Genomic DNA, 23698 nt, shown 5'->3' with positions numbered 1-23698 from the left:
CGCCCCCCGCCGCCTGCACCCCCCGGCCCACCCTCACCGGCCGGGGGTTCCTGCCGTCCGGTCTCAGAGGAGCGGCCAGAGGTCCGTCGCCGCCGTACGGGACCACACCGCGTCGCCGTGGCCGTAGCCGGGGACGGTCGTGAAGCGGACCCGTTCGTTGCCGCCCGCCCGGATCAGCTCGGCCCCGCGCGGCTCGTCGCCCCGGCCCAGCTCCGTGTTGACCCACACCACCTCGCAGCGGATCCGCTCCCAGGCGATCCCGTACGCCTTCCCGTCGCCCGCCCACACCGCCGCCAGGTCCCGCATCAGGGCCGTCGGGACCAGCCCGCTGCCGAGCGCGGAGGTGGCCGCGTGCCAGGTGGCGAGCGGGGTGTGGGCCAGGGCGAAGCGGTCCTCGGCCGGGGTGGCGCCGAACGCGTACTCGCCCGCGCCGTGGCCCTGCCGGTAGACCCACTGGGCCGGGCCCGGCAGGGCGGAGGTGCGGATCAGCGCGAAGTGGGCCAGGCCCGCGTGCGTGAAGCGCCGCGAGGGGTCCGGCGGCCAGGGCACCGCCGAGGCGCCCGAGGGGTCGGCGACCGCCCGGGCGACCAGCGCCGCCAGGCCCGGGTCGGCCGCGTGGACACCCCGCGCGAGCTGCTCCTCGTACACCTCCCGCGCCTCGGCCGCCCGCTCGGCCAGGGCCCCGGCGCACGGCCCGGCCGTGTCCAGGGCCAGCACCCGGCGCAGCCGCTCCGACGGGTCGTGCGAGGCCGCGTCGAGGGCCAGGACGGCGCCGGCCGAGTGGCCCGCGTACTCGTACGGCAGGCCCAGTACGGAGTCCAGCGCGGCCACGACCCCCGCCAGGTCCCGGCGGTGCGCGGCGAGCCCGAAGCCGGCGGTGACGTCGGCGGCGCGGGCGGCGTCCTCGCGCGGGGTGACCCCGACGACCAGCAGGCCCTGGCGGCGCAGGTGGTGGGCCAGGTTGTCCCCGCCCGGAGTGAAGAAGTCCGACGCGAAGTTCAGGCCACCGCCGGGCAGCAGGTACACGATCCCGTGCGGGGCCCGCACCGTGTCCGCGACCAGGTCCAGGGTGAGGGGCGCCGGGCCGCCGTCGTCGAGCGGGAGGGTGAGGCGGATCCAGCCGTCACCGGGCAGGTAGGCGGCGGTCCCGGTGCCCAGCGCCCGCTCGACACGGGTCAGCAGGCCCACGCCCCTGACCGGCCGGGCGGGTGCGTCGGTCCCGCCCGGCCGGCTGTGCTCTCGTACCATCCGTGATGCCCTCCCGTCGCAGGTGATGGCCGGATGCCGTCACCCCCCGGGGACACCCTCGCCCGTCAGCGGGCCGCAGCCAAGTGCGGTTCGCTCTCCGCTTGTTCCGGGACACCGGCCCGGCGCCGGCGCAGCACGAGGAAGGCGGTGCCCGCCCCCGCCAGCACCAGGGCCGCGCCCGCCGCCGGCCACGGTACGGCGAGGAACTCCGTACCGGCCTCAGCGGTGACCTCCGGAGCGGACGCCGACACCGTGACGGACACCCGGTCCAACTGCGGGGCGTCCGGCCACGGTTCGGTCAGCTCGATGCGCTGGCCGGGCAGCAGCAGGAGCGTGCGGTCCCGTACGGGCCGGTCCAGCACCCGCCGTCCGAACAGCCCCTTCGCGGACACCGCCACCGTGGGCCCGACCACCACGTTGCCCCGGTTGACCAGCGCGTACGCGATGGTGGCGCGGGCGTCCTTGACCCACGGCAGCAGCGGGGCGCCCCGGGTGACCCGTACGTCCTCCACGCTGAGCCCCGGGGTCACCGGGCCGGGCACCCGGAAGTAGAGCCGGGCACCCACCGAACGCCTGACCCCGACCTGCACCCGGCCGTCCTTCCGGACCCCCTCGACCTCGGTGTTCAGGGCGACGATCCCGCCGACGTGGTCGCCGGGCGCGGCGTCCCGGGGGACGGTGAGGGTGAAGGGGACGTCTTTGCGGGCCCGGGGCGGGACGGTGACGGTCGTCGCCGTCTCCGGCGCCAGGGCGATCCAGGTGCCCACGTCCCGGGGCTTCGTCTCCGCGGGCAGCAGCGCGAAGGCGCCGCCCGAGGGGGTGTTCACCGCGTCGGTGGCGAAGACCTGGAAGGTCAGCTCCCGGTCGGAGGAGTTCAGGATCGTCGCGCTGTCGTGGACGGTGGTGCCGGCCGCGCCCTGGTGGAAGAAGTACGCGCGGTCGGTCACCGACGCACCGGCCGGGGGCGTGGGGAAGACCCCCCAGGTGCCGTTGTCCGCGGCCGTGGCGGGGGCGGCGGGGAGCAGCAGCAGCGCCGCACCGCACAGGCCGGGGAGGAGGGAGCGGAGAACGGTGCGGATGCGCATGGGCGGGCGTCTCCAGGGTCGCGGCGGAGGAGTGCGGGGGAGAAGGCGGGGAGGGAGGAGGCGGGGCGGATCTGCGGGGAGGCGGTGCGGCGCCGGAGCACCGCACCGCCCCCGGTCGGCCCGGTGTCCGTCAGGCGATCGAGAAGGTGACGACCGACTGGTAGGTGTCGGCGAACATGAACGGCGGCAGCTGGATCATCGCCGTGCCGCCCACGGCGAACTCGCCGCCGGTCAGCTCGTCACCGCCGGGCGCCTGGGAGGCGACCTTCATCGGCGTCTCCGAGATCGCACCCGGCGTGCCAGCCGTGCAGGTGCTCGGGCTGTCCGGGTTGGTGACGGTGCAGGACGGCTGGATGCCGAGCTGCGCCTTCGCCAGCGAGTGGCCCGTCGCCTGGTTCAGGAACGGCGTACGGGTCGCCGTCACGTCCCAGCCGAGGCTGCCGCCGCGGAAGTCCTGGACGGTCGCGGCGTTGAACGCGCCGACCACCGACTGCGCCTTGCCGTTGATGGTCACCGCCCCGAAGCTGACGGCCGGCTGGCCGTCCTTCGGGCCGAGGGCCAGCGGCCCCGGCAGCACCTCGATGTCCACCGGGTTCTTCACGCCCGCCTGCTCCTCGACGAAGACGAAGGGCTTGTACGGGGCCACCGAGCCGTCGATCCTGACCGCGTCGGCCTTCTTGGTGACGGTGAGGGTGCAGCCGGCGGCGCCGGAGGCGTCCGCCGTGCCGGTGCCGGTGTCACCGGTGGCCGTGCCCGCGAGCAGGGCGGAACAGGTGACCGGGCCGGCCGGGAAGTTGGCGCCGGTGACGGCGACGGAGGTGCCCGCCCCGCCGCTGTTGGGGGTCAGCCTGGTGGTGACCGGGTCCTTCGGGAGCGCTGCCACGGCGATCGAGGCGACGGCGGCGCTGGGGCGCGGGTCCGGCGTACAGGTCGTGGTGTAGACGGTGCCGCCGAGGTCGGCGTCCGTGACCACCTGGTCGATCGTGATCTGGACCGTCGTGCCCTCGGTGCCGTCCGGGATCCTGAGGGTTCCGCTGAACGCGGGCGGGTCGGACTTCTTGTTGGCCTCCTGGTGGCTGGGGACCGCCGGGCTGGTGACCGTCTGGGCGACCCCGCCGACGAGCAGCTTCGCCTTGATGGTGTTGACCGTGTCGATGGTGAACATCGGGATCACCGGCGTCTCGCCGGGGTCGATGGTGATCGGTACGGTCTCGCCCGCCTTGGCGGTGTCCGGCACCGTGACCGTGTAGTCCTGGTTGCCGTTGGCGCCCGGTTGGGGCGCGGGGGCGACGCACTTCACCGGCACGGGAGTGGTCTTGGTCGCGGCCTGCGCCGGTCCCGTCAGGGCCACGAACCCGCCCGTGAGGGCCAGGGACAGGGCGCCCGCCCCGGCCAGCACTCTTCGTCGATACGTTCTCGTACTCACTGGGTCGCGACTCCTTCGTCATGACGAACCCCTCCTCCCACCCGCTGTGGGGGAAGGCCGAGCCGGTGCGGATGGCCGTCATTGACGCGTCGCGGTGGTGAGAAGTCAATGGCTTGCTTTCGCCCGAAGCGCACACACATCGATGTCCCATCAGACCCGGTCTGATGGGACATCGGATACCGACTGGTCGGTGGCTCGGCGCCGTCCGCGGGGGAGTCCCCGGACCGGGGCGGGCGGGTCAGTCCTCCGCCGGGATGTGCAGGAGCAGGTTCACGGTCCCGGCGGGCAGGTTGGTGATCGTGTCCCGGACGGCGTCGCGCACCAGCACCCGGCCCACCTCCTCGGGGGTCTTCGCCGTACCGTCCGCCAGGATCAGGGCGGCGGCGCCCGCCACGTGCGGCGCGGCCATGGAGGTGCCGGAGGAGCGGGCGAGGGCGGTCGGGGAGCCCTTCCAGGCCGAGGTGACGGACAGGCCGGGCGCCGAGATGTCCACGCAGCGGCCGTGGTTGGAGAAGTCCGGACGCCGGTCCGCGCGGTCGGTCGCGCCGACGGTCAGGGCCTGGGGGGCGGCGGCGGGGGAGCCGGCGCAGGCGTCCCTGGCCTCGTTGCCGGCGGCCACGGCGAAGGTGATCCCGGCGGCGACCGCGCGGGCGACCGCCGTTTCCATGGAGCGGCTGCGGGTGCCGCCCATGCTCATGTTGGCGACGGCGGGGCCCCGGCCGGGGTTCCCGAGGTGGTCCTTCAGCATCCAGTCGAGGCCGCGCAGGATGACCGACAGGCGTCCGTTCCCCCGGCAGTCGGCCACCTTCACCCCGACGAGGGAGACGCCCTTCGCGACCCCGTACGTCGCCCCGCCGACGGTGGCGGCGACGTGCGTGCCGTGGCCGTTGCAGTCCTGGGCGTCCTCGCGGGGCATCCCGTTGTAGCCGTTGCGGGCGCGGCCGCCGAACTCCCGGTGGAGGGTGTTGATCCCGGTGTCGAGCACGTAGACCGTGACGCCCTGCCCCTTCTCCCCGGCGTACGTGTACGAACCGTCGAGCGGCAGCTCGCGCTGGTCGATCCGGTCGAGCGGCCAGGGAGCGTGCCGCTGGATCTCGGCGCCGGAGGGGGCGGGCGTGGGGGTGGTGGGTGTGGGTGTGGTGGGTGTGGTGGGTGTGGGTGTGGGTGTGGGGGTGGGGTCGGCCGGTGTCGGGGTGGCCGGGTCGGGGGTGGGGTCGGCCGGTGTGGGCCGGCCCGCCGGGGGCTGGGGGGCGGGCGGTGCACCGGAGATCCGGAACGGCGCGTCCGGCTCCACCGAGGCCACCCGGGGGTCGGCGGCCAGCCGGGCGGCGCGGGCCGCGGTGGTGCGTACGGCGAACCCGTCGATGACGGCGTCGTAGACCGCTCCGACCTGGTCTCCCGACCGCGCCGCCTCGGCGGCCAGGGCCCGGGTCGGGGCGCGGGAGGTGGTGTCCTTCAGGGTGACGACGTAGGGGGCGGTGGGGGCGTCGGTGCCGCCGTCGGCATCGGGGGCGGGGTGCGGCGGCAGAACGGTGGCCGCCGCCAGGAGGGCGGCGGCCGGGAGCAGCGCGGTCATGGCGGTCATGCGGCCGATGCTCGGCCGGTGCGGGCGGCGCCGCGCGGAGGGTGCGCCGAGTGGCGGCACGACACGCCGCCGGAGGGGTCGGTTTCCGCGGTTCAGGCGTCCCGCAGGTTCCAGCCGCGCATCACGAAGAGGCCCTCGTCCTCGGCGCCCGCGGAGTCGTACGTAGCCAGGGCTTCGTCGTTGTCCGTGTCGACCGCCACCCACATGCCGTAGCAGCCGCGGGCCCTGGCCTCGTCGGCGAGCGCCCGCGTCAGGGCGCGGCCGATGCCCCGCCGGCGGTACCCCTCGTCCACCGACAGCTCGTACAGGCACATTTCGGTGCCCTTGTCCGGGTGGGTCATCTCGACGCCGGAGACCATGCCGGCGGGTACGCCGTCGACGTAGGCGATGAGCATCAGGTGGCCGGCGCTGCCGAGGAAGCGCTCGGACCACTCCGGGCGGGCGGGCCCGTCTAAGAGCCCCTCGGCGGCGGCGAGTTCGGCGGCGTCGCGGGCGCGGCGGATGTCCATGGGGGCCAGGGTAGGGGGGCGCCGCGCGGCCGCGCTGAACGGCCGCACTGCTCCGGCCCGGCGGCGTCCGGGCAGCGTCCGGGCGGGGCTCAGGCGGTGCGGACGGCGAGGGCGGCCGCGTAGGTGTCGGGCGCCGGAAGGTCGAGCAGCGTCCAGCCGGGGACCCGGGCGGGAGCGGGCGCCGCACCCACGTACGGCTCGGCCAGGCCGAAGGCGACGCCCACGCCGGTGCCCTTGAGGCAGGCCTCCTTGCGGGCCCACACCCGGGCCATCGCCGCCGGCTGCTCCGCCTCCGGGAGCGCGGCGAGCTCCGCCTGCTCCACCGGATGCAGGCTGCTCATGACGTCGGCCACCGCCTCCGCCTTCGGCAGGTTCTCCACGTCGACCCCCACCGGCACCCCCGAGAAGGCGAAGTAGGCCATGTCGTCGCTGTGGGAGAGGGAGAAGTGCAGCGCGCCCCCGGCCACGGCGGGACGTCCGTGCGGCGCGCCGCAGCACGGGCAGTCCTCGCGGACCAGTACGACCTTCTCCGGCGACAGCCCCAGGTACCCGCCGAGCAGGACCCGCAGGCCCAGGTGCGAGGCGAGGTAGGTGCGCCGGTCGGCCGGGCGCACCAGCCGGGCGGCGCGCTCCCGTTCGGTGGAGTCCAGCAGCGCCGGCGCCCCCTCGGCCTCGTGACCGCCGATCACCTCGCGCGTGGTGTCCAGCGCCCACACCGCCACGGCGGAGCCCGCCGGGGGTGGTCCGGTCAGGGGTGCGGCGCCGTCGAGGTGGTTGACGTACTGGCTCATCCGACGAGGGTAGACGAGGCAGTTGGAGCCCCGGTTAACCTCGTGCTCGACCAGCCGAGCACCACTCCAGGGGGAACACACCATGCACAGTGCCGTCGTGACACCGGAAGGCGACCGGATCCGCTGGGTCGAACTCCCGGGCACCCGGGCCCCTCGCGTCTACCTGCACGGTCTGGGCTCCACCTCCCCGGCCTACTTCGCCGCCAGTGCCGTGCACCCGCTGCTCGCGGGGCGGCGCTCCCTGCTGCTCGACATGCTCGGACACGGCCACAGCGACCGGCCCGAGGCGTTCTCCTACACCCTGGAGGCGCACGCTGACGCCGTGGCGCAGGCCCTGACCGAGGCCCGCGTCGAAGGCGCCGAGGTCATCGCCCACAGCATGGGCGGGGCGGTGGCCATCGTGCTGGCCGCCCGGCACCCGCGGCTGGTCTCCCGCCTGGTCCTGGTCGACGCCAACCTGGACCCGATGCCGCCCACCCCGGGCCTGGCCGGCAGCAGCGGCCTCGCCTCCTACACGGAGGAGGAGTTCCTCGCCGGCGGCTGGGCGGAAGTACGCGACCGGGTCGGCGCGCACTGGTGGTCGACCATGCGGCTGGCCGGCCGCACCGCCCTGCACCGCAGCGCCGTGCACCTGGCCGCCGGCACGACGCCCACCATGCGGGAGCTGCTGCTGGAGCTGAAGATCCCGCGCGGCTTCCTCTTCCCGGAGCCCGACGGACCGCCGGCCGGAGCCGAGGCGCTGGAGGCCGCCGGAGTCGGCGTGGTGGCCGTACCGGACTGCGGGCACAACATCATGCTCGACAACCCGGAGGGGTTCGCCCGGGCCACGGCGGCGGCCCTCGCCTCGGACGCGGTCTGAGCCTCCCGGGCCTCCTGGCGCACCAGGCGCCCCCGAGCCGTCCCCCGAGCACCCCGCGTCACCTCGCGGGAGCGCCGGCGGGCGTGGCGGCCGGGGCGCCGTCCGGTATTCGGGCCCCGGGGGAGGGCGTCCCGTCGGTCCAGGCGTAGACCTTCTTGCCGCGCACCGAGACCTGGTACTGGTAGCGGTCCCGGCACTCGGGGCGCTCCTCGGCACGGGTGTCGTGCGGCCACCAACGGGCGTCCAGGCGGGGGCCGCCGCTCTTCTTCGGGGTCGCGGCGGCACACTGCGGGCCGTCGAGCGGGGTCTTGCCCAGGGTGAACCGGATCAGCCGGGCACCGCCGTCGCCGCGCGCGCGTATCCGTATGTCGGTCGCGTCCTGCGGTATCCAGCCGGGCAGGACGAACGCCCGGTCGCCCCGTTTCGGCGCGTCGGCGGCGCTGGCGTAGCGCTTGCCCTCCTCCCGCAGGACCTGCTTGGCGAGGGCGTCCGTGACCGGGTTGGGCGGCAGGTTGGGCAGCGCGAAGGCAGCCAGTGCGAGGACTCCCGCGATGGCGGCGGCGATGACGAGCGGACGGCGGTTCATACCCACAAGTGTTGGCACCGGGGGCCGTTCGCGCGTCCCTCCCCGGTACGAACCTCGGCTCTGCCGTAGGTCGGATACGCCGTCATACCTGAGGGGGGTGCCGACGACGTGCCTACCCCGGCCGACGGGCGGCCGGCACCGCGTTATAGGGGCGGTAGGGGTCGGGGATATGGCGTGCTCCGAGGGTGTAACCCGACGCCGCACCGGGAGTTGACCGGACGGCCCACCGCCCGCTCGCTCGCCCCACCGCTCACCCGCCCCACCGCCCGTTCGCCCCGCCGCCCCGGAGGAATGCCATGCGCCGTCGTCTCGTCACCCTGCTCGCGTCCGCGTCCGCCGGTCTGCTCGCCCTGGCGACTCCCGCCTCGGCGGCGGTACCGGCGGACAAGCCGCTGGTGCTCAGCGGCTGGACGCAGACGAGCGCCGCAAGCCACAACTCCTGGGTCGCTGCGCGCGGCAGCCAGTCCACCTGGTCCTCGTACGCCTTCGACTGGTCGACGGACTACTGCTCCTCGTCCCCCGACAACCCCTTCGGCTTCCCCTTCCAGACGGCGTGCGCCCGGCACGACTTCGGCTACCGCAACTACAAGGCGGCGGGTGCCTTCCCGGCCAACAAGTCCCGGCTGGACGACGCCTTCTACGCGGACCTGAAGCGGGTCTGCTCGCAGTACTCGGGCGTCAAGAAGGGCTCCTGCGACAGCACGGCCTGGACCTACTACCAGGCGGTCAAGGCCTTCGGAGTCTCCCCGCAGGACGCCCCCTCCGACTCGGCCCCGACGGAGGCCACCCCGGCCGAGCCCACGGCCCCCTGACCCGTCAGCCCCCCGCCCAGGCCCCTCGCCCCACCGAGCCGCGCCCGGCCCCCGCACTCCGTCCCGCCCGAACCCCCGTCGGGCGGGACGGAGCTCTTTCCGGTTTGCGGGTGCAAGGGTCGTGCAAGGACCCGGTCGAGTGATTTTCCGCCAGCCGCTGACGGCCGCGCGAGCCGCCGCCCAGGGCGGTCCGAACGGCCTGACGCGGCCGTTCGGGAGAGGGAAGAAGAGTGCCCCCGGCAGGACTCGAACCTGCGGCCAAGCGCTTAGAAGGCGCCTGCTCTATCCACTGAGCTACGGGGGCCGGAAGGTGACCGTGGTGGCCTGGAGCCCCTTGGTGGGGGTGGGACTTCGGTCCGTGCCGGGTCAAGGATAGGGCTCCGGTTGCCTTGTCCCGGTTGCTTCACTCGCGTGCCACGTTGTGGAGGTTCGGTGAAGCGGTCCCGATAATCGCAGGCAGGTGCGATTCTCGCACCGCTTTTGCGCCGCGTCGGCCTGGGTGTTGTGCAGTCGTTATGCCTGCGTCCCACTCGTCCGCCGTGTCCATGATGTCCCACTGGAGTCGCGCTCGGCGCGCAGAGGGCGTATAAGCTTCAAAAATGGTCCCAAATTGGGCATTCTTCGCATGTGGTGACCTTGGATGTTCGGCCTCAGCTGCTCGATGCCCTGTCCGCCCTGCGCGACCGGGTCGCGTCCGTGCGTCTGCCGCTGCCCCTGCCCGGCGCCCCACGCGCCCGGCAGACCAGAGCCGAGCTGCTCGCGCAGCTCGACGACTACCTCGTACCCCGCCTGAAGGCGCCCGAGGCGCCGCTGCTCGCCGTCATCGGGGGATCCACGGGGGCCGGCAAGTCCACCCTCGTCAACTCCCTCGTCGGCCGGCAGGTCAGCGAGGCCGGAGTGCTGCGCCCCACGACACGCACGCCGGTGCTCGTCTGTCACCCGGACGACCACCACTGGTTCGCCGGGATGCGGATCCTCCCCGACCTCATGCGCGTCTGGGCGCCCCAGCCCGAGGAGGAACTGCTCCCCGCCTCCAGGACGAGGTCCCCGGGCGGCCCCGGCCACCACCCCGCCACCCGCGAGCTGCGGATCGAGACCGTCGCCACCCTCCCGCGCGGCCTCGCCCTCCTCGACCCGCCCGACATCGACTCCCTCGTCGTCGAGAACCGCACCCTCGCGGCCCAGCTGATCTGCGCCGCCGACGTCTGGGTCATGGTCACCACCGCCTCGCGGTACGCCGACGCCGTCCCCTGGCACCTGCTGCGCACCGCCAAGCAGTACAACGCCACCCTGATCACCGTCCTCGACCGGGTCCCGCACCAGGTGCTCGCCGAGGTCTCGCGGCAGTACGGGGCGCTGCTCACCCGGGCCGGGCTGGGCGACGTACCCCGGTTCACGGTGCCCGAGCTGCCCGAGTCGGCCGGCGGCGGGGGACTGCTGCCCGCCAGCGCCGTCGCGCCGCTGCTCGCCTGGCTCACCCACCACGTGCAGGACCCGGCCGCCCGCCAGTACGCCGTCGGCCGGACCGCCCTCGGCGCGCTCGACTCCCTCAAGCGCCGCATGCCGGAGCTGGCCTCCGCCGTCGCCGCCCAGCACGCCGCCGCCGTCCGGCTGACCTCCGCCGTCGAGGACGCGTACCGGCAGGAGGGCAAGCGGGTCCGCAACCGCCTCGACAAGGGCGCCGTCCTCGCGGGCGACGCCCTCACCCGGTGGCGGGGCTACCCCCTCGACACCACCGCCGACGAACTCCTCGACTCCCTCGCGGAATCCCTCGCCGCGCTGCTCCAGTGCGCCGTCGCCGCCGCCGACGAGCGGATCGCCCAGGTCTGGCGCCGCGAGCCGGCCTCCGGGGCGGTACCGCTGCCCGCGCCGGACCGGGAGGCGGCGGAACGTATCAGCATGGCCGTACGCCGCTGGCGGCGCGTGCTGGAGGAGCTCGCCGAGGAAGAGGTCGCCCAGCTCGGCAAGCAGCCCGCGCCCGACCCCGACGGCGTCGCCGCCCTCCTCGTCGCCGCCCTCCTCGGCGGCAAACGGGCCCGGCCGGCGGGCGAGAAGCTCGCCGAGCGGATCGGCGTACAGGCCGCCGTACGCCTGCGCGACCGCGGCGGAGAGCTGGTGAGCGACCACCTCGACCAGGTCCTGCGCGGCGAACGGGACCGCAGGCTCGCCCCGCTCCAGGCACTCGAAGTCACCCCCGAACCCCAGGCCGAGCTGATCGCCGCGCTGTCCGTACTGCAGAAGGAGAGGTGACGCGGTGACCGCTGTGACCGACCGCGACCACGCCGGCGACCGATGGGACGACGGGTTCATCGCACGCTCGCGCCACCGCGACGGCCGCAAGGGCGGCGCGCGCGGCGCCGGTGCGCGCACCGGCGACGCCCTCCTCGACGATGCCCTGCTCGACGCCGCCCTCCTCGCCAACGGCTACGAGGAGGACGGTGGCGACGGCGGTGACGGCGGCGGTAGCGAGGACGGCGAGGGCGACGAGGCACTCGTCCGGGCCGTCTCCGGCGCCGGGAGCGACGGCGGCAAGGCCCCCGCGCCCCCGCTCAGCCCCGAGGCCCGGGCCCTGCGGACGCGCCTCGACGCGCTGCGCCAGCTGGTCGGCCTGTCCCGCACCCGGCTCGACGGCAAGACCCTCGCGGAGGCCGGCCGGGTACTGGACGAGGCCGCCGCGCGCCGGGGACTCTCCCCCCAGCACACCGTCGTCGCCATCGCCGGAGCCACCGGAAGCGGCAAGTCCACCCTCTTCAACGCACTCGCCGGAGTGCAGATCTCCGAAACCGGGCTGCGCCGCCCCACCACCGCCGCCCCCATCGCCTGCAGCTGGTCCGACGGGGCCGCCGGCCTGCTCGACCGGCTGGAGATCCCCGGACGGCTGCGCCGCCGGCCCCGCGAGACCCCGGAGGCCGGGGCGCTGCGCGGCATGGTCCTCGTCGACCTGCCCGACCTGGACTCGGCGGTCGGCGCGCACCGGGAGCACGTCGACCGGGTGCTGGCGCTGGTCGACGCCGTGGTGTGGGTGGTGGATCCGGAGAAGTACGCGGACGCCGTCCTGCACGAGCGCTACCTGCGGCCGCTGGCTGGGCACGCCGAGGTGACCTTCGTCGTGCTGAACCAGGTGGACCGGCTGCCCGGCGAAGCCGCCGACCTCGTACTGGACGACCTGCGGCGGCTGCTGGACGAGGACGGGATCGCGCTCGGCGAGCACGGCGACCCCGGGGCCACCGTGCTCGGGCTGTCCGCCCTGACGGGCGAAGGGGTGGGGGAACTGCGCGAACTCCTCGGACAGTTCACCCAGGAGAAGGGCGCCGCGACCCGGCGGATCTCCGCCGACGTCGACCGGGCCGCGACCCGCCTGCGCCCGCTCTACGTCGCCGACGGGCACAGCGGGCCCTCCGGGCCCGAGATCGGCGAGGCGGCGCGCGCCGAGTTCGAGGACCGGCTCGCCGAGGCGGTCGGGGCGTACGCGGCCGGCCTCGCCGCCGAACGGGCCTGGCGGCGCAACGCCGGCAAGGCCTGCGGGACGCCCTGGCTGCGGCTGTGGCGCTGGTACGAGAGCCGGCGTACCCCGCGCTCGCTCGCAGGCCTGGCCGTCCTGTCGGCCAAGAACCGCACCCCGGGGGCGCCCGCCGCGCCCGCCGAGGAGGAGGTGACCGCCCGCCAGCGGGTGGAGCAGGCCGTACGGACGGTCGCGGACGCGGCCGTCACCGGACTGCCCGACCCCTGGGCGCAGGCCGTACGGGAGACCGCGGTGCGCGGCGCCGAGCGGCTGCCGGAGGCGCTGGACGAGCTGGCGGTGACGCTGGGCGCGGCCGTCGCGGTGCCCGGCGGCAAGCCGCCGCGGCCCGCCTGGTGGCCGGTCGCTGTGCTGGCGCAGGCGGCCATGACGCTGGTGCAGATCTTCGGCGGGCTGTGGCTGGTCGGGCAGATCGTCGGGGTCCTGGAGCCGAAGCTGCTGCCGCCGGTGCTGTTCATGGCGGCGGGGATCGTCGGCGGGCCGCTGGTGGAGTGGGCGTGCTCGATCACGGCGCGCGGACCGGCGCGCAGGTACGGCCAGGACGCCGAACGCCGGCTGCGGCAGGCCGCGGCCGGCTGCGGCCGGGCCCGGGTGCTGGAGCCGGTGGCGGCGGAGCTGCTGCGCTACCGGGAGGTGCGCGAGCAGTACGCGACCGTCGCCGCAGGGGGGACGAAGTTGTCCACAACCCGCCAGTAGTCCACAGGCCCGGGCGGGGGACCGGGGCGCGCGGCCAGCATGGTCGTACCTCGTGCGGACGGTCCGCACGGGTACGGAGCGCGGGGAGGGCGGCCGGGATGAACGACACCCTGGTGACGCTGGTGGGGCACGTGGCCACGCAGATCGACTTCAAGGAGACGGTGACCGGGCCGTCCGCGAGGTTCCGCTTCGCGGTGACCCCCCGGTACTACGACCGGCGCACGCAGACCTGGACGGACGCCCCCACCAGCTTCTACACCGTGTGGGCGCGCCGGGTCCTGGCGCTCAACCTGGCCAGTTCCGTCTCGGTGGGGGAACCGCTGGTGGTGCACGGGCGTCTGCGGGTCCGGGAGGATCCGCCCGACGGCGAGGGCGTCCGGTGGTTCTCGGCCGACATCGACGCGATCGCCGTCGGACACGACCTCAACCGCGGAACGGCGGCCTTCCGCAGGGTCGTCAAGACGGAGACCGCACTGATGGGGCCTCAGAAGGCGGCGGTGGTCTGAGTGTTCGAGGCGGCTAGGATTCCCCGGTACTCACGGGCACCTTGGTCTCCGGCCCGAAGGGGAGAACTGTGTCGATTGCTGTTCCCGCGTCCTCCGCAACCTCCGAGTCCCGCGCGGAGTCCACCGCGTCCGCGGGCGGCCCGGCCTCCGTGTCCACCTCCCCACCTGTCGCCGGCCCGGCCCGGCCGCAGGTTCCGCTTCCACCCGAACCAGAACCCGGGGCCGATCCCGCGGCCGATCCCGGGGCCGGACCCGTGGCCGCTGCCGGCCCCGGGGCGAGAGCCGGCGCCGGCGCGGCAGGCGCCGCGGGCACCGGACGCGGCTCCGTACGCCGGCCCCTGGCCGCCGCCCTGCTGGCCGCCGCCCTCACCGCCGCGCCCGGGGCCCGGGCGGCGGCCGACTCCGGCCCGGCCGCCACGGGCCGGGCGGCCGGGGGCGCGAGCGCCGTGCTCGACGGCCTCAAGACCTACGGGCAGGCGGTCCTGCGCGCCGGGGACGGCTCGGTCCGGCAGATCCCCGCCGGGCTGTACGAGATGCGGGTCGACGGCGGCGGCATGCTCCAGACGTACGGGGTCGGCGTCGCGGGCTACGCGCAGCCCCAGGCCCGGTACACGGAGAGCGGGTGGGGCGGCAGCCTCCTCGCAGGCAACGCCGAGGCGGGCCGGATCCGCTGGGTGCTGGAGCACTCCTATCCGCAGCACAACGACCTGGCCGGGCTGGCGAAGGCGGCCGGGGCCGGGGCGCTGACCGCGGAGAGCGCGGCGGCCGGGACCCAGGTGGCGATCTGGCGGCTGGCCGACGGGGCGCAGGTGGAGGCGGCCGACCCCGCGGCCGAACTGCTGGCCGACTACCTCCAGCGGGAGGCGGGCCGGCTGCCGGAGCCGCCGGCCTCGCTCGGCCTGGACCCCGGGCGGGTGTCCGGGCCGCTGACGGGGCCCGTCGGCACCCGGCTGGGCCCGCTCACCGTCCGGACGGGGGCGCAGAGCGTGAGCGTCACCCCCGACGCGGCCGCCACCGCCATGGGGGTGCGGGTGGTCGACGCCGAGGGGCAGCCGGTCACCTCCGCCGCGAACGGCAGCCGGCTGTACTTCGAGGTGCCCCCCGGCACCCCGGACGGGACGGCCTCGGTCACCGTGCACGGCTCCACGAAGGTGCCCGTCGGGCGCGTCTTCACCAGCGGGATCCCGGCCGAGGCGCAGATCGTGGCCGGCTCCAGCGAGTCCGCGGCGGCCGCCACCGCCACGGCCGTCTGGCCGTCCCCGCCGGCGGTCCCCGCCGGGGCGGTGGGCCAGCTGGCCGGTGCGGCGGAGGCGGCGACCGCCGCCGAGTCCGTCACGGCCGGGCCGGACTCCCCGGACGAGGAGGAGCGGCTGGCGACGAGCGGCAGTTCCGCGGCCACCCCGGTGATCGCCTCCCTCGCGGTGGGGCTGGTGGTGCTCGGCGGCATGGTGGTCCTGCTGTTGCGCAAGCGGCCGCTGGAGGGAGAGGACGGCGAGGGGTGATTCCGTCCGGCTGCCCCGGGTAAGCGGGGAGCGTGGCTGATCAGAAACTCACGACCTGGCGGGGCACGCTCGCGGCATGGGACCGGCGGCTGTTCGACGCGGTGGCACAGCGGCACTGGCCCGGCGCCGAACGGGTGCTGCCCGCCCTCGGGCGGGCCGCGAACCACGGCGTGCTCTGGGGCGGGACCGCCGCGGCGATCACCGTCCTGGGATCCCAGCGGGCCCGCAAGGGGGCGCTGACCGCGGCCGCCTCGCTGGCGCTCGCCTCCGCCACCATCAACACCGTCGGCAAATGGTCCGTGCGCCGGCCCCGGCCGCTGCTGGAGGGCGTGCCCCTGGTGCGGCGGCCGGCCGTGCAGCCGTGGACCACCTCCTTCCCGTCCGGGCACTCCGCCTCGGCGGCCGCCTTCACCGCCGGGCTCGCGCTGGAGGCCCCGGCGTGGGGGGCGGCGGTGGCGCCGGTGGCCGCGTCGGTGGCGTTCTCGCGGGTGTACACCGGTGTGCACTACCCGTCCGACGTCGTGGCGGGCGCGGCACTCGGGGTGGCGGCGGGGTTCGTCGTACGCGGTCTCGCGCGCCGTGCCGAGCAGGCACGGGCCGTACCGGGCCACGAGCGCCCGGAGACCGGGGCTCCCGCACTGCCGGACGGGGCCGGGCTGACGGTCGTGGCGAACACCGCCTCGGGGACGCCCCAGGCCGAGGTGCTCGGGCTCCTGCGCGAGCGGCTGCCGGCGGCGGAGATCGTGGAGTGCGCCGGCAGCGGGCTGGAGGACGCCCTGGCGGACGCCGCCGCCCGGGCCACCGTGCTCGGGGTGTGCGGGGGCGACGGCACGGTCAACGCCGCCGCGACCGCCGCCCTGCGGGCCGGGCTGCCCCTGGCGGTGTTCCCCGGCGGCACGCTGAACCACTTCGCCCTGGACCTCGGCCTCGCCGGCCCGGAGGACACCTGCCGCGCCGTGACCGCCGGCCACGCGGTCCGCGTCTCGGTGGGCCGCTTCACCCCGGCCCCCGTCGACGTCCCCGCCGACCCCCCGGCCGACCTCCCGCCGGAGGCCCGTGCCGACGCCGGCGCCCCCGGCCCCGCGGCGCCGGAAGGGGCGCGCCCACCGGTCCGCACCGGCGGGCAGTCGGGTTACTTCCTGAACAACTTCAGCATCGGGGCCTACCCCGAGCTGCTGCGGCACCGGCTGCGGTGGGCGCCGCGGATCGGCGGCGGTCCGGCCGCGGTGCTGGCCGCCTGGCGGGTGCTGCGCGCCGAGCGGCCTGTCCGCCTGACCCTCGCCGGCCGGCCCCGCAGCGCGTGGCTGCTCTTCGCGGGCAACGGCACCTACCAGGGCTCCGGCCCCACCCCCCGACGCCGCGCCGGCCTCGGCGAGGGCCTGCTCGACCTGCGCGTCGTCCACGGCGGCGGCCGCCCCGGCCCGCGCCTGCTCGCCGCCGCCTTCACCGGGCCCCTCACCCGGTCCCCCGTCCACGCGGCCACCCGCCTGCGCAGCCTGCGCATCACGGACATCCCCGCGGGCACCCCGTTCGCCTACGACGGCGAGTACGCCCAGGCCCCCTCCGCACTCACCCTCGACTCCCTCACCGACGCCCTGGTCGTCTACCGCCCCCGCTGAACGGCGCGTCCGTCCCGGGGAACGGGCCCCGTACCCGTCACGCCCCGGGTACACAGGGTCATCCACCCGCGCCCCGGCCCCCGCGGGGCACGGGGGCGGCCGAACGCGTTTCCCCCGGGGGATGGACGTACGGCAGTATGGGGTGTATCTGCCCACCATCGATCTGCCGGACGGTTTCTCTTGGCTGAGTTCATCTACACCATGCGCAAGACGCGCAAGGCACACGGCGACAAGGTCATCCTTGACGACGTCTTCCTGAACTTCCTGCCCGGCGCGAAGATCGGTGTGGTCGGCCCCAACGGCGCCGGCAAGTCCACCGTTCTGAAGATCATGGCGGGCATCGAGCAGCCGTCCAACGGCGACGCCTTCCTGTCGCCGGGCTACTCCGTGGGCATCCTCATGCAGGAGCCCAAGCTCGACGAGTCCAAGACCGTCCTGGAGAACGTCGAGGACGGCGTCGGCCCGATCAAGCAGAAGCTCAACCGGTTCAACGCGATCGCCGAGGAGATGGCGACGAACTACACCGACGAGCTGATGGAGGAGATGGGCAAGCTCCAGGACGACCTGGACCACGCCAACGCGTGGGACCTCGACGCCCAGCTGGAGCAGGCCATGGACGCCCTGGGCTGCCCGCCCGGCGACTGGCCCGTCACCAACCTCTCCGGTGGTGAGAAGCGCCGCGTGGCCCTCTGCAAGCTCCTGCTGGAGGCCCCCGACCTGCTGCTCCTCGACGAGCCCACCAACCACCTCGACGCCGAGTCCGTGAACTGGCTGGAGCAGCACCTGGCCCAGTACAAGGGCGCCGTCGTGGCCGTCACCCACGACCGCTACTTCCTCGACAACGTCGCCGAGTGGATCCTCGAGCTCGACCGCGGCCGCGCCCACCCCTACGAGGGCAACTACTCCACCTACCTGGAGAAGAAGGCCGAGCGCCTCAAGGTCGAGGGCAAGAAGGACGAGAAGCGCGCCAAGCGCCTCAAGGAAGAGCTGGAGTGGGTCCGCTCCAACGCCAAGGGCCGCCAGGCCAAGTCCAAGGCCCGCCTCGCCCGCTACGAGGAGATGGCGGCCGAGGCCGACAAGATGCGCAAGCTCGACTTCGAGGAGATCCAGATCCCGCCGGGCCCGCGCCTGGGCTCGATCGTGGTCGAGGTCAACAACCTCTCGAAGGCGTTCGGCGACAAGGTCCTCATCGACGACCTGTCCTTCACGCTGCCGCGCAACGGCATCGTCGGCATCATCGGCCCGAACGGCGCCGGCAAGACCACGCTCTTCAAGATGATCCAGGGCCTCGAGACCCCGGACTCCGGCGAGATCAAGGTCGGCGAGACCGTCAAGATCTCGTACGTGGACCAGGGCCGCGCCAACATCGACCCCAAGAAGAGCCTCTGGGCGGTCGTGTCGGACGAGCTGGACTACATCAACGTCGGCCAGGTCGAGATGCCGTCCCGCGCCTACGTCAGCGCCTTCGGCTTCAAGGGCCCGGACCAGCAGAAGCCGGCCGGCGTCCTCTCCGGCGGTGAGCGCAACCGCCTGAACCTCGCGCTCACCCTCAAGCAGGGCGGCAACCTGCTCCTCCTCGACGAGCCCACCAACGACCTCGACGTCGAGACCCTGGGCTCCCTCGAGAACGCGCTGCTGGAGTTCCCCGGTGCGGCCGTGGTCGTCTCCCACGACCGCTGGTTCCTCGACCGCGTCGCCACGCACATCCTGGCGTACGAGGGCGACTCGAAGTGGTTCTGGTTCGAGGGCAACTTCGAGTCCTACGAGAAGAACAAGGTCGAGCGGCTCGGCCCGGACGCCACGCGTCCGCACCGCGCCACCTACAAGAAGCTCACGCGGGGTTAGGCCGGGACCATGGCCAGACACCACTACCGGTGCCCCCTCCGCTGGGCGGACATGGACGCCTTCGGGCACGTCAACAACGTCGTCTTCCTCCGCTACCTGGAGGAGGCGCGCATCGACTTCATGTTCCGCCTGGCGCCCGGGGAGGGCAGCGAGTCCTTCACGGGCGGCTCCGTCGTGGCCCGCCACGAGATCGACTACAAGCTCCCCCTGGTGCACCGGCACGAGCCGGTGCTCATCGAGTCCTGGGTCACCCGGATCGGCGCCGCTTCCCTGACCATCCGCTACGAGGTCAAGGACGAGGCGACCGAGGACACCCCGGAGACCGTCTACGTCCGCGCCGAGACGGTCGTCGTGCCCTACAACCTCGCCGAGGGGCGGCCCCGCCGCATCACGGCCGAGGAGCGGCACTTCCTGGAGAAGTACCTCGACACGCCCGACCAGGCGCCCGGCCGCGCGTCCGGGGCCGCCGAAGGGCGCATCGCGGCATGAGCGGACAGCTGCGCCTCGCCGACTCCGGGGAGGCGGCGGACCTCGCCGCCTTCCTGGGCCGGCTGGTGCACTACGACCGCGCCGCCGCGGTCCGGCTGCAGGCCGCGGCCGGCGGCGGCGCGCTCGCCGTCTTCGGGCGGCCGCCGTCCTTCGAGGTCCTGGCCATCCGTACGGCGCGCCTCGCCGAGCCCCCGGCGACCCCGCTGGACGTCACCGTCTCGGCGGGCGAGCTGCTGGAGGCCGTCGACGAGAGCGGCGCCGGCGTCGTCGTGCCCGGGCCCGTCACCGGGCCGCCCTGGGCGGGCGTCCTGCCGCCCCGCGGCGGCTGGCGGCCCGTTCCCGGACTGCCCGGCCCCGAGACGGTACGGGCGGCCGTGGCCGCCGCCGTCGCCGAGTTCCGGGCCCGTGACGAGGCGCTGCCCCCGCAGCACCGGACCCGCTCCGAGCGGGACCGCATCGGCCGCGAAATCTGGTCGCGGACCCTCGGCGACACCGAACTCCCGCTGCGCGCCGTGCACGCCGCGCAGTCCCTCGGCTTCCTGCGGCCGGTACGCGCCACCGTCCCGGCCGGCGCCCCCGCGGCGGGCGGCCCCGCCCCGGTGGCCCTGTTCGCCTCCGGCGGGTGGCTGCGGCTGAGCACCCCGTACGGGTCCGTCGCGACCCGGCGCCCCGGCGGCAGCGGAGGGCTGGGCGCCCTCCAGGTACGCCCGCTGTAGCTAGCCGGCGGTGTTGATCATCGAGGCGGCCGCGTAGGTCAGGTACCTCCACAGCTGGGCCTCGTGCTCGGGCGCCAGGCCCAGCTCGTCCACCGCCACGCGCATGTGGCCCAGCCACGCGTCGTGCGCGGCCGCGTCCACCTGGAAGGGTGCGTGCCGCATCCGCAGCCGCGGGTGTCCCCGGTCCCGGCTGTACGTCGTCGGGCCGCCCCAGTACTGCATCAGGAACAGCGCGAACCGCTCCTCGGCGGGCCCGAGGTCCTCCTCCGGGTACATCGGGCGCAGCAGCGGGTCCCCCGCGACACCCTGGTAGAAGCGGTGGACCAGGCGGCGGAAGGTCTCCTCGCCGCCCACCTGCTCGTAGAAGGTCGTCTCCTGGACCGTGCTCTGCGGATCGTCATTCACCCGACCATCGTCTCAGACGCCCGGACGGAGGACCCCGGTCCTAGGACCACCCGCCCCCGCCCCGGCCGAGAGGTCGCCCCCGGGGCCCGCCCGCCGCACAGTGGAGACATGGGCACGGCGAAGGGCGGGGAGAAGGACCTGCGCGAGACCGCGCACGCCGCCCAGGTACGGGAACTCAGCGCCGCCAGCGTGCTCGAGGACCCGGCCTGGCGGGCGGCCTTCGCCGCCGTGCCCCGGCACCTGTTCGTCCCGTACTTCTGGACCGGCCGTGGAGCCGGACACGAGCGGCTCTGGGCCGAGGACCCGGACCCCGAGCACCGGGCCCGCTGGCTGCGCGGGGTGTACACCGACGCCCCGCTCGCGACCAGGCTGCGCGACGGCGAGCTGGTCTCCTCCAGCAGCCAGCCCTCCCTGATGGCCAAGATGCTGGACGCCCTGGAGGTGCGCGACGGGCACAACGTGCTGGAGGTCGGCGCCGGCACCGGGTACAACGCCGCCCTGCTCTGCCACCGGCTCGGCGACGCCCTCGTCACCACGGTGGACCTCGACGAGGAGATCACCGAGTCGGCGCGGTCCCATCTGGCGGTGCTCGGCTACCACCCGGCCGTGGTCACCGGGGACGGCGCGCGCGGCTGCCCGGCCCGGGCGCCCTTCGACCGGATCCTGGTCACCTGCACCCTGCCGCTGATCCCGCCCGCCTGGCTCGGCCAGTGCCGGCCGGGGGCGCGGATCCTGGCCCCGCTGTCGACCGGGCTGATCGCGCTCACCGTCCGCGACGCCGGTTTCGCGGAGGGCCGCTTCCTGCACACGTCCGCCTACTTCGTCCCGCTGCGCGGGGCCACCGCCGCGCCGGAGCCGCCCGGGGCGACCGGGCCGGTGCACGGGCTCCCGTACGAGCTGGTGGAGAACGAGCGCTTCCAGTTCCTGCTGATCCTGACCGCCGGCGTGCTGCACCCCCGCGAGGCGCTGGACCTCTGGCGCCGCGAGGGCCGGCCGGCGCGCGAGCGGTTCGGCGTCACGGTCACCCCGCAGGGCCAGTGGGCCTGGCTCGACGATCCCCAGGGGCCCTACGTGTGGCCCCTGGGGGAGGAAACCGGGGGCGACTAGCCGCGGCGGACGGTGATGGTGGTCCAGGCGCCCACGTGGACGCGGTCGCCGTCGGCGAGGGGGACCGGGACGTACGGCTGGATGGGCTCCTCGCCGCCGTTGATGGTGGTCCCGTTGGTGGAGTTCTGGTCGACCACCGCCCAGCTCAGGTCGGGCTGCTGGACGAGCACCGCGTGCTGGTGGGAGACGCCCGGGTCCTCCGGCGGCACCGCGAGGTCGATGTCCGGGGACTCGCCCGTGGAGGCGCGGCGGCGGCCGATGGTGATCTGGCCGCCGGAGAGCGGGAGGTGCTGCTCCGGGGAGTACGCGGGCAGGTTCAGCCCGGCGGCCTCGGGGCCGCTGCGCTGCATCATCGCCAGGAAGTACGAGCGGTCGGGGCCGATCGTCGCCGTCCACGAGGCGCTGCCGTGCGGCGCCGGGGAGGACTCGGCCTGCGGCGGCTGCGGCTGCTGGTACTCGGGCTGCGGCGGGGGCTGCCGCTCGTAGCCCGGCTGCCGGTACTCCTGCTGGGCGGCCTGTTCCCGGTACTCCTGCTGCGCCGGCTCCTGCCGTACGGGCTGCTCCTGCGCGGGCGGCTGCAACAGCCAGTCGTCCTCGCCCTGGAGCGGCTCGGCCGGGCGGTTGACGCGCGAGGGGCGGGAGCCCTGGTACTCGAAGTGGTCCTGGGAGAACACCGGCTGGGGCGGGAGCGGCGGCGGCGGGGGCGGCGGCGGGACCGCGCCCGTGCCGGGGCCGGCCGCCTGGACCGCGCCCGGAGCGGCCTCGGGGACCGGCGGGGCGTACGGGGTCGCCGTACGGGTCAGGAAGTTGTACCGGCACTCCTCGCAGAACGGCGCCATCGCCTCGCGCGGGGTCCGGCACTGCGGACACAGCTCGGCCTGGGCGGTCGGCTCTCCGCCGGCGGGAGGATAGCCGTAGGAGGGCGACGCGGGGGCGCCCGCGGGGGCGGCCATCCGGTGGCCGCAGACCTCGCACCAGTCGTCGGAGGCGGACTGGTGGCCGTTCGGGCAGGTCGGCATCGCGGCGGCTCCCCCTTCTCCCTGCGTCATCGCGTCAGGCTTGTTCTCAGGTCTTCTTCACTCGGACGGTCTGCGTCGAACGCGTTTCAAGGGTCATCTCGTCGGCATCGGCGACCTTCGCCTTCAGCCGCACAGTACCCGCCGCCGCGTCCACCACATCCACCACCTTCGCGAGCAGTTTCGCAGTGTCGGCGTTCCCGGAGGCGCTCGCCAGTTGGACGGCACGGCCCAGTTTCGCCGTCGCGCCGTCGACATCGCCCATCTTGCGGGCTTCCAGCCCCTGCTGGATAGCCTCCGCCAGCTCCGCCTGGCCCGTGTAGTGCGCCACCTGCCGGCTGATGGCCGTCGAGGCGGCCAGGTCGTCCGTCCACACCGCCCGCACCAGCCCCTGCGCCAGCGGGGGCCGCGGCTCGCCGTCCGGGCCGGGCAGGACGAGCGAGGCCCGGGCGGCCAGCATCTCCTGGCCCACGGTTCCTTCCGGCACCCGCACGCACACGTGGTACTCGCGGGACTCGTCGCCCCACGAGCCGGTCGGGTAGTCCCCGGCGCGCGGGCCCGCCTCGGTGCGGCGCCCGGTCAGGTCCTGGACGGCGGGGGAGACCTGCTTGACGTACCGGATCTCCGCGCCGACCGGCGTCCACAGGCGCAGCGCGACGTCCGCGACCTCCTTGCCCATGACGTTCTCCATCATGCGCGTGAAGTCCTCGGCGAGGTGGGCCGGGTCGGCGACGATGTCGGCGGAGCCGAGCAGCGCGCTCGCGATGCCGGTCACCTCCTTCACCTCCCAGTCGGTGCCCACCCCGCGCGCGTCACAGGTGAAGCGGCCGGAGCAGGCGTCGAGGGTGGCGCGCAGCACGGCCGGGTCCTCGTGCTCGTTGCGGCCGTCGGTGAGCAGGATGCCGTGCCGGATCGTGGCGGAGGACCGGCGCAGCAGGCCGTCGGCGAGCCGCAGCCAGGTCCCGATGGCCGTGCCGCCGCCGGAGCGCAGGCCGCGCAGCGCCTCCTTGGCCTGGGCGCGGGTGGCCGGGCCCGCGGTGGCGAGGCCGCCCTGGCCGGGGTAGACCTCCCTGGCCTCGTGCGTCCCGGCGATCACGGCGAAGACGGTGCCGTCGCGCAGGGTGTCGATCGCCGCGGCGGTGGCCTCGCGGGCGCCGCGCATCTTGTCCGGCGGGTACTCCATGGAACCGGAGCAGTCGACCATGATCACGACGGCCGCTTCCCGGCCGAGCGGGCGCGCGGCGGTGGCCGCCGCCCCGCCGGTGGAGGTGACCGTCACGATGGCGTGCACGTCGCGCCCGCCGGCGGGCAGGAACTCGTTCTGGTACACCTCCACGCTGAAGCGGGGGGCGCTCGGCTTGGCGAAGTTCGCCATC

At 75.0% G+C, this 23698-nt stretch carries 21 protein-coding genes and 1 tRNA gene; 11 read left to right on the top strand and 11 right to left on the bottom strand.

Annotation, left to right across the window (positions count from 1 at the left end):
• Positions 1–63 precede the first annotated feature (63 nt).
• From AB0D45_RS11830 to AB0D45_RS11805, 6 genes are all read right to left on the bottom strand, one after another.
• A complete protein-coding gene (locus AB0D45_RS11830) occupies positions 64–1248 on the bottom strand; it encodes a hypothetical protein (protein ID WP_362457435.1) in 1185 nt (394 codons plus the stop codon).
• A gap of 65 nt (positions 1249–1313) precedes the next feature.
• Complete coding sequence (locus tag AB0D45_RS11825) at positions 1314–2333, bottom strand: DUF916 domain-containing protein (RefSeq protein WP_362457432.1); 1020 nt, start codon at positions 2331–2333, stop codon at positions 1314–1316.
• 130 nt (positions 2334–2463) lie between these two features.
• Positions 2464–3759, bottom strand: coding sequence for a hypothetical protein (locus AB0D45_RS11820; RefSeq protein ID WP_362457429.1), 1296 nt, complete (start codon positions 3757–3759; stop codon positions 2464–2466).
• Between the two features lie 238 nt (positions 3760–3997).
• On the bottom strand, positions 3998–5344 hold the full coding sequence (locus tag AB0D45_RS11815) for a S8 family peptidase (RefSeq protein ID WP_362457426.1): 1347 nt from the start codon (positions 5342–5344) through the stop codon (positions 3998–4000).
• 92 nt (positions 5345–5436) lie between these two features.
• A complete protein-coding gene (locus tag AB0D45_RS11810; RefSeq protein ID WP_362457423.1) occupies positions 5437–5853 on the bottom strand; it encodes a GNAT family N-acetyltransferase in 417 nt (138 codons plus the stop codon).
• An 89-nt stretch (positions 5854–5942) separates the two neighbouring features.
• Positions 5943–6644 carry a 4'-phosphopantetheinyl transferase superfamily protein gene (locus AB0D45_RS11805; RefSeq protein WP_362457420.1) on the bottom strand — a complete coding sequence of 234 codons (702 nt, stop codon included), beginning with the start codon at positions 6642–6644 and terminating at the stop codon, positions 5943–5945.
• Between the two features lie 82 nt (positions 6645–6726).
• Between AB0D45_RS11805 and AB0D45_RS11800 the strand changes: the two genes are divergently transcribed.
• Complete coding sequence (locus tag AB0D45_RS11800; RefSeq protein WP_362457417.1) at positions 6727–7503, top strand: alpha/beta hydrolase; 777 nt, start codon at positions 6727–6729, stop codon at positions 7501–7503.
• Positions 7504–7561: 58 nt separating this feature from the next.
• Here AB0D45_RS11800 and AB0D45_RS11795 read toward each other — a convergent pair whose 3' ends face one another.
• Positions 7562–8089: a hypothetical protein gene (locus AB0D45_RS11795; protein ID WP_362457414.1), complete on the bottom strand. Its 528-nt coding sequence runs from the start codon at positions 8087–8089 to the stop codon at positions 7562–7564.
• Positions 8090–8385: 296 nt separating this feature from the next.
• Between AB0D45_RS11795 and AB0D45_RS11790 the strand changes: the two genes are divergently transcribed.
• Positions 8386–8901 carry a phospholipase gene (locus AB0D45_RS11790; protein ID WP_362457411.1) on the top strand — a complete coding sequence of 172 codons (516 nt, stop codon included), beginning with the start codon at positions 8386–8388 and terminating at the stop codon, positions 8899–8901.
• Between the two features lie 231 nt (positions 8902–9132).
• Here AB0D45_RS11790 and AB0D45_RS11785 read toward each other — a convergent pair.
• Positions 9133–9205, bottom strand: a tRNA-Arg gene (locus AB0D45_RS11785).
• A 332-nt stretch (positions 9206–9537) separates the two neighbouring features.
• Here AB0D45_RS11785 and AB0D45_RS11780 point away from each other — a divergent pair.
• From AB0D45_RS11780 to AB0D45_RS11745, 8 genes are all read left to right on the top strand, one after another.
• Positions 9538–11151 (top strand): dynamin family protein, encoded by a 1614-nt coding sequence (locus AB0D45_RS11780; RefSeq protein WP_362457408.1) that lies wholly within the window; start codon positions 9538–9540, stop codon positions 11149–11151.
• Between the two features lie 4 nt (positions 11152–11155).
• Positions 11156–13117 carry a GTPase gene (locus AB0D45_RS11775; protein ID WP_362457405.1) on the top strand — a complete coding sequence of 654 codons (1962 nt, stop codon included), beginning with the start codon at positions 11156–11158 and terminating at the stop codon, positions 13115–13117.
• A gap of 98 nt (positions 13118–13215) precedes the next feature.
• Entirely contained in the window at positions 13216–13623 is a 408-nt protein-coding gene (locus AB0D45_RS11770) for a single-stranded DNA-binding protein (RefSeq protein ID WP_361600222.1), read from the top strand.
• A 254-nt stretch (positions 13624–13877) separates the two neighbouring features.
• The gene (locus AB0D45_RS11765) at positions 13878–15125 is read left to right on the top strand and encodes a thioester domain-containing protein (RefSeq protein WP_362457402.1); all 1248 of its coding nucleotides are present in this window, start codon (positions 13878–13880) and stop codon (positions 15123–15125) included.
• 32 nt (positions 15126–15157) lie between these two features.
• Entirely contained in the window at positions 15158–16744 is a 1587-nt protein-coding gene (locus AB0D45_RS11760; protein ID WP_362457399.1) for a phosphatase PAP2 family protein, read from the top strand.
• Between the two features lie 180 nt (positions 16745–16924).
• Positions 16925–18589 carry an energy-dependent translational throttle protein EttA gene (gene ettA, locus AB0D45_RS11755; RefSeq protein WP_361600213.1) on the top strand — a complete coding sequence of 555 codons (1665 nt, stop codon included), beginning with the start codon at positions 16925–16927 and terminating at the stop codon, positions 18587–18589.
• A gap of 9 nt (positions 18590–18598) precedes the next feature.
• The gene (locus tag AB0D45_RS11750) at positions 18599–19078 is read left to right on the top strand and encodes a thioesterase family protein (protein WP_362457396.1); all 480 of its coding nucleotides are present in this window, start codon (positions 18599–18601) and stop codon (positions 19076–19078) included.
• Positions 19075–19794 (top strand): hypothetical protein, encoded by a 720-nt coding sequence (locus AB0D45_RS11745; protein WP_362457393.1) that lies wholly within the window; start codon positions 19075–19077, stop codon positions 19792–19794. The genes AB0D45_RS11750 and AB0D45_RS11745 overlap by 4 nt, the downstream gene beginning before the upstream one ends.
• On the opposite strand, the gene AB0D45_RS11740 is transcribed toward AB0D45_RS11745, so the two are convergent.
• Positions 19795–20199, bottom strand: coding sequence for a globin (locus AB0D45_RS11740; RefSeq protein WP_361600204.1), 405 nt, complete (start codon positions 20197–20199; stop codon positions 19795–19797).
• 108 nt (positions 20200–20307) lie between these two features.
• On the opposite strand from AB0D45_RS11740, the gene AB0D45_RS11735 reads away from it, so the two are divergent.
• Positions 20308–21306 carry a methyltransferase domain-containing protein gene (locus AB0D45_RS11735; protein WP_362457390.1) on the top strand — a complete coding sequence of 333 codons (999 nt, stop codon included), beginning with the start codon at positions 20308–20310 and terminating at the stop codon, positions 21304–21306.
• Here AB0D45_RS11735 and AB0D45_RS11730 read toward each other — a convergent pair.
• Both AB0D45_RS11730 and AB0D45_RS11725 read right to left on the bottom strand, forming a co-directional pair.
• Positions 21303–22325 (bottom strand): FHA domain-containing protein, encoded by a 1023-nt coding sequence (locus AB0D45_RS11730; protein WP_361600295.1) that lies wholly within the window; start codon positions 22323–22325, stop codon positions 21303–21305. The two genes, AB0D45_RS11735 and AB0D45_RS11730, sit on opposite strands and share 4 nt — an antisense overlap.
• A gap of 46 nt (positions 22326–22371) precedes the next feature.
• Positions 22372–23697 carry a VWA domain-containing protein gene (locus tag AB0D45_RS11725; protein ID WP_362457387.1) on the bottom strand — a complete coding sequence of 442 codons (1326 nt, stop codon included), beginning with the start codon at positions 23695–23697 and terminating at the stop codon, positions 22372–22374.
• Position 23698: the final 1 nt, after the last annotated feature.

Source organism: Streptomyces sp. NPDC048352, from assembly GCF_040651895.1.
Lineage (GTDB): Bacteria > Actinomycetota > Actinomycetes > Streptomycetales > Streptomycetaceae > Streptomyces.
This window is presented reverse-complemented; position numbering and strand designations above follow the sequence as displayed.

Excerpts from the sequence above, each read along its gene's own strand:
- AB0D45_RS11830 (WP_362457435.1), bottom strand. The coding sequence starts at position 1,248 with ATGGTACGAGAGCACAGCCGGCCGGGCGGGACCGACGCACCCGCCCGG.
- AB0D45_RS11825 (WP_362457432.1), bottom strand. The coding sequence starts at position 2,333 with ATGCGCATCCGCACCGTTCTCCGCTCCCTCCTCCCCGGCCTGTGCGGT.
- AB0D45_RS11815 (WP_362457426.1), bottom strand. The coding sequence starts at position 5,344 with ATGACCGCCATGACCGCGCTGCTCCCGGCCGCCGCCCTCCTGGCGGCG.
- AB0D45_RS11810 (WP_362457423.1), bottom strand. The coding sequence starts at position 5,853 with ATGGACATCCGCCGCGCCCGCGACGCCGCCGAACTCGCCGCCGCCGAG.
- AB0D45_RS11805 (WP_362457420.1), bottom strand. The coding sequence starts at position 6,644 with ATGAGCCAGTACGTCAACCACCTCGACGGCGCCGCACCCCTGACCGGA.
- AB0D45_RS11800 (WP_362457417.1), top strand. The coding sequence starts at position 6,727 with ATGCACAGTGCCGTCGTGACACCGGAAGGCGACCGGATCCGCTGGGTC.
- AB0D45_RS11795 (WP_362457414.1), bottom strand. The coding sequence starts at position 8,089 with ATGAACCGCCGTCCGCTCGTCATCGCCGCCGCCATCGCGGGAGTCCTC.
- AB0D45_RS11790 (WP_362457411.1), top strand. The coding sequence starts at position 8,386 with ATGCGCCGTCGTCTCGTCACCCTGCTCGCGTCCGCGTCCGCCGGTCTG.
- AB0D45_RS11770 (WP_361600222.1), top strand. The coding sequence starts at position 13,216 with ATGAACGACACCCTGGTGACGCTGGTGGGGCACGTGGCCACGCAGATC.
- AB0D45_RS11750 (WP_362457396.1), top strand. The coding sequence starts at position 18,599 with ATGGCCAGACACCACTACCGGTGCCCCCTCCGCTGGGCGGACATGGAC.
- AB0D45_RS11745 (WP_362457393.1), top strand. The coding sequence starts at position 19,075 with ATGAGCGGACAGCTGCGCCTCGCCGACTCCGGGGAGGCGGCGGACCTC.
- AB0D45_RS11735 (WP_362457390.1), top strand. The coding sequence starts at position 20,308 with ATGGGCACGGCGAAGGGCGGGGAGAAGGACCTGCGCGAGACCGCGCAC.
- AB0D45_RS11730 (WP_361600295.1), bottom strand. The coding sequence starts at position 22,325 with ATGCCGACCTGCCCGAACGGCCACCAGTCCGCCTCCGACGACTGGTGC.
- AB0D45_RS11725 (WP_362457387.1), bottom strand. The coding sequence starts at position 23,697 with ATGGCGAACTTCGCCAAGCCGAGCGCCCCCCGCTTCAGCGTGGAGGTG.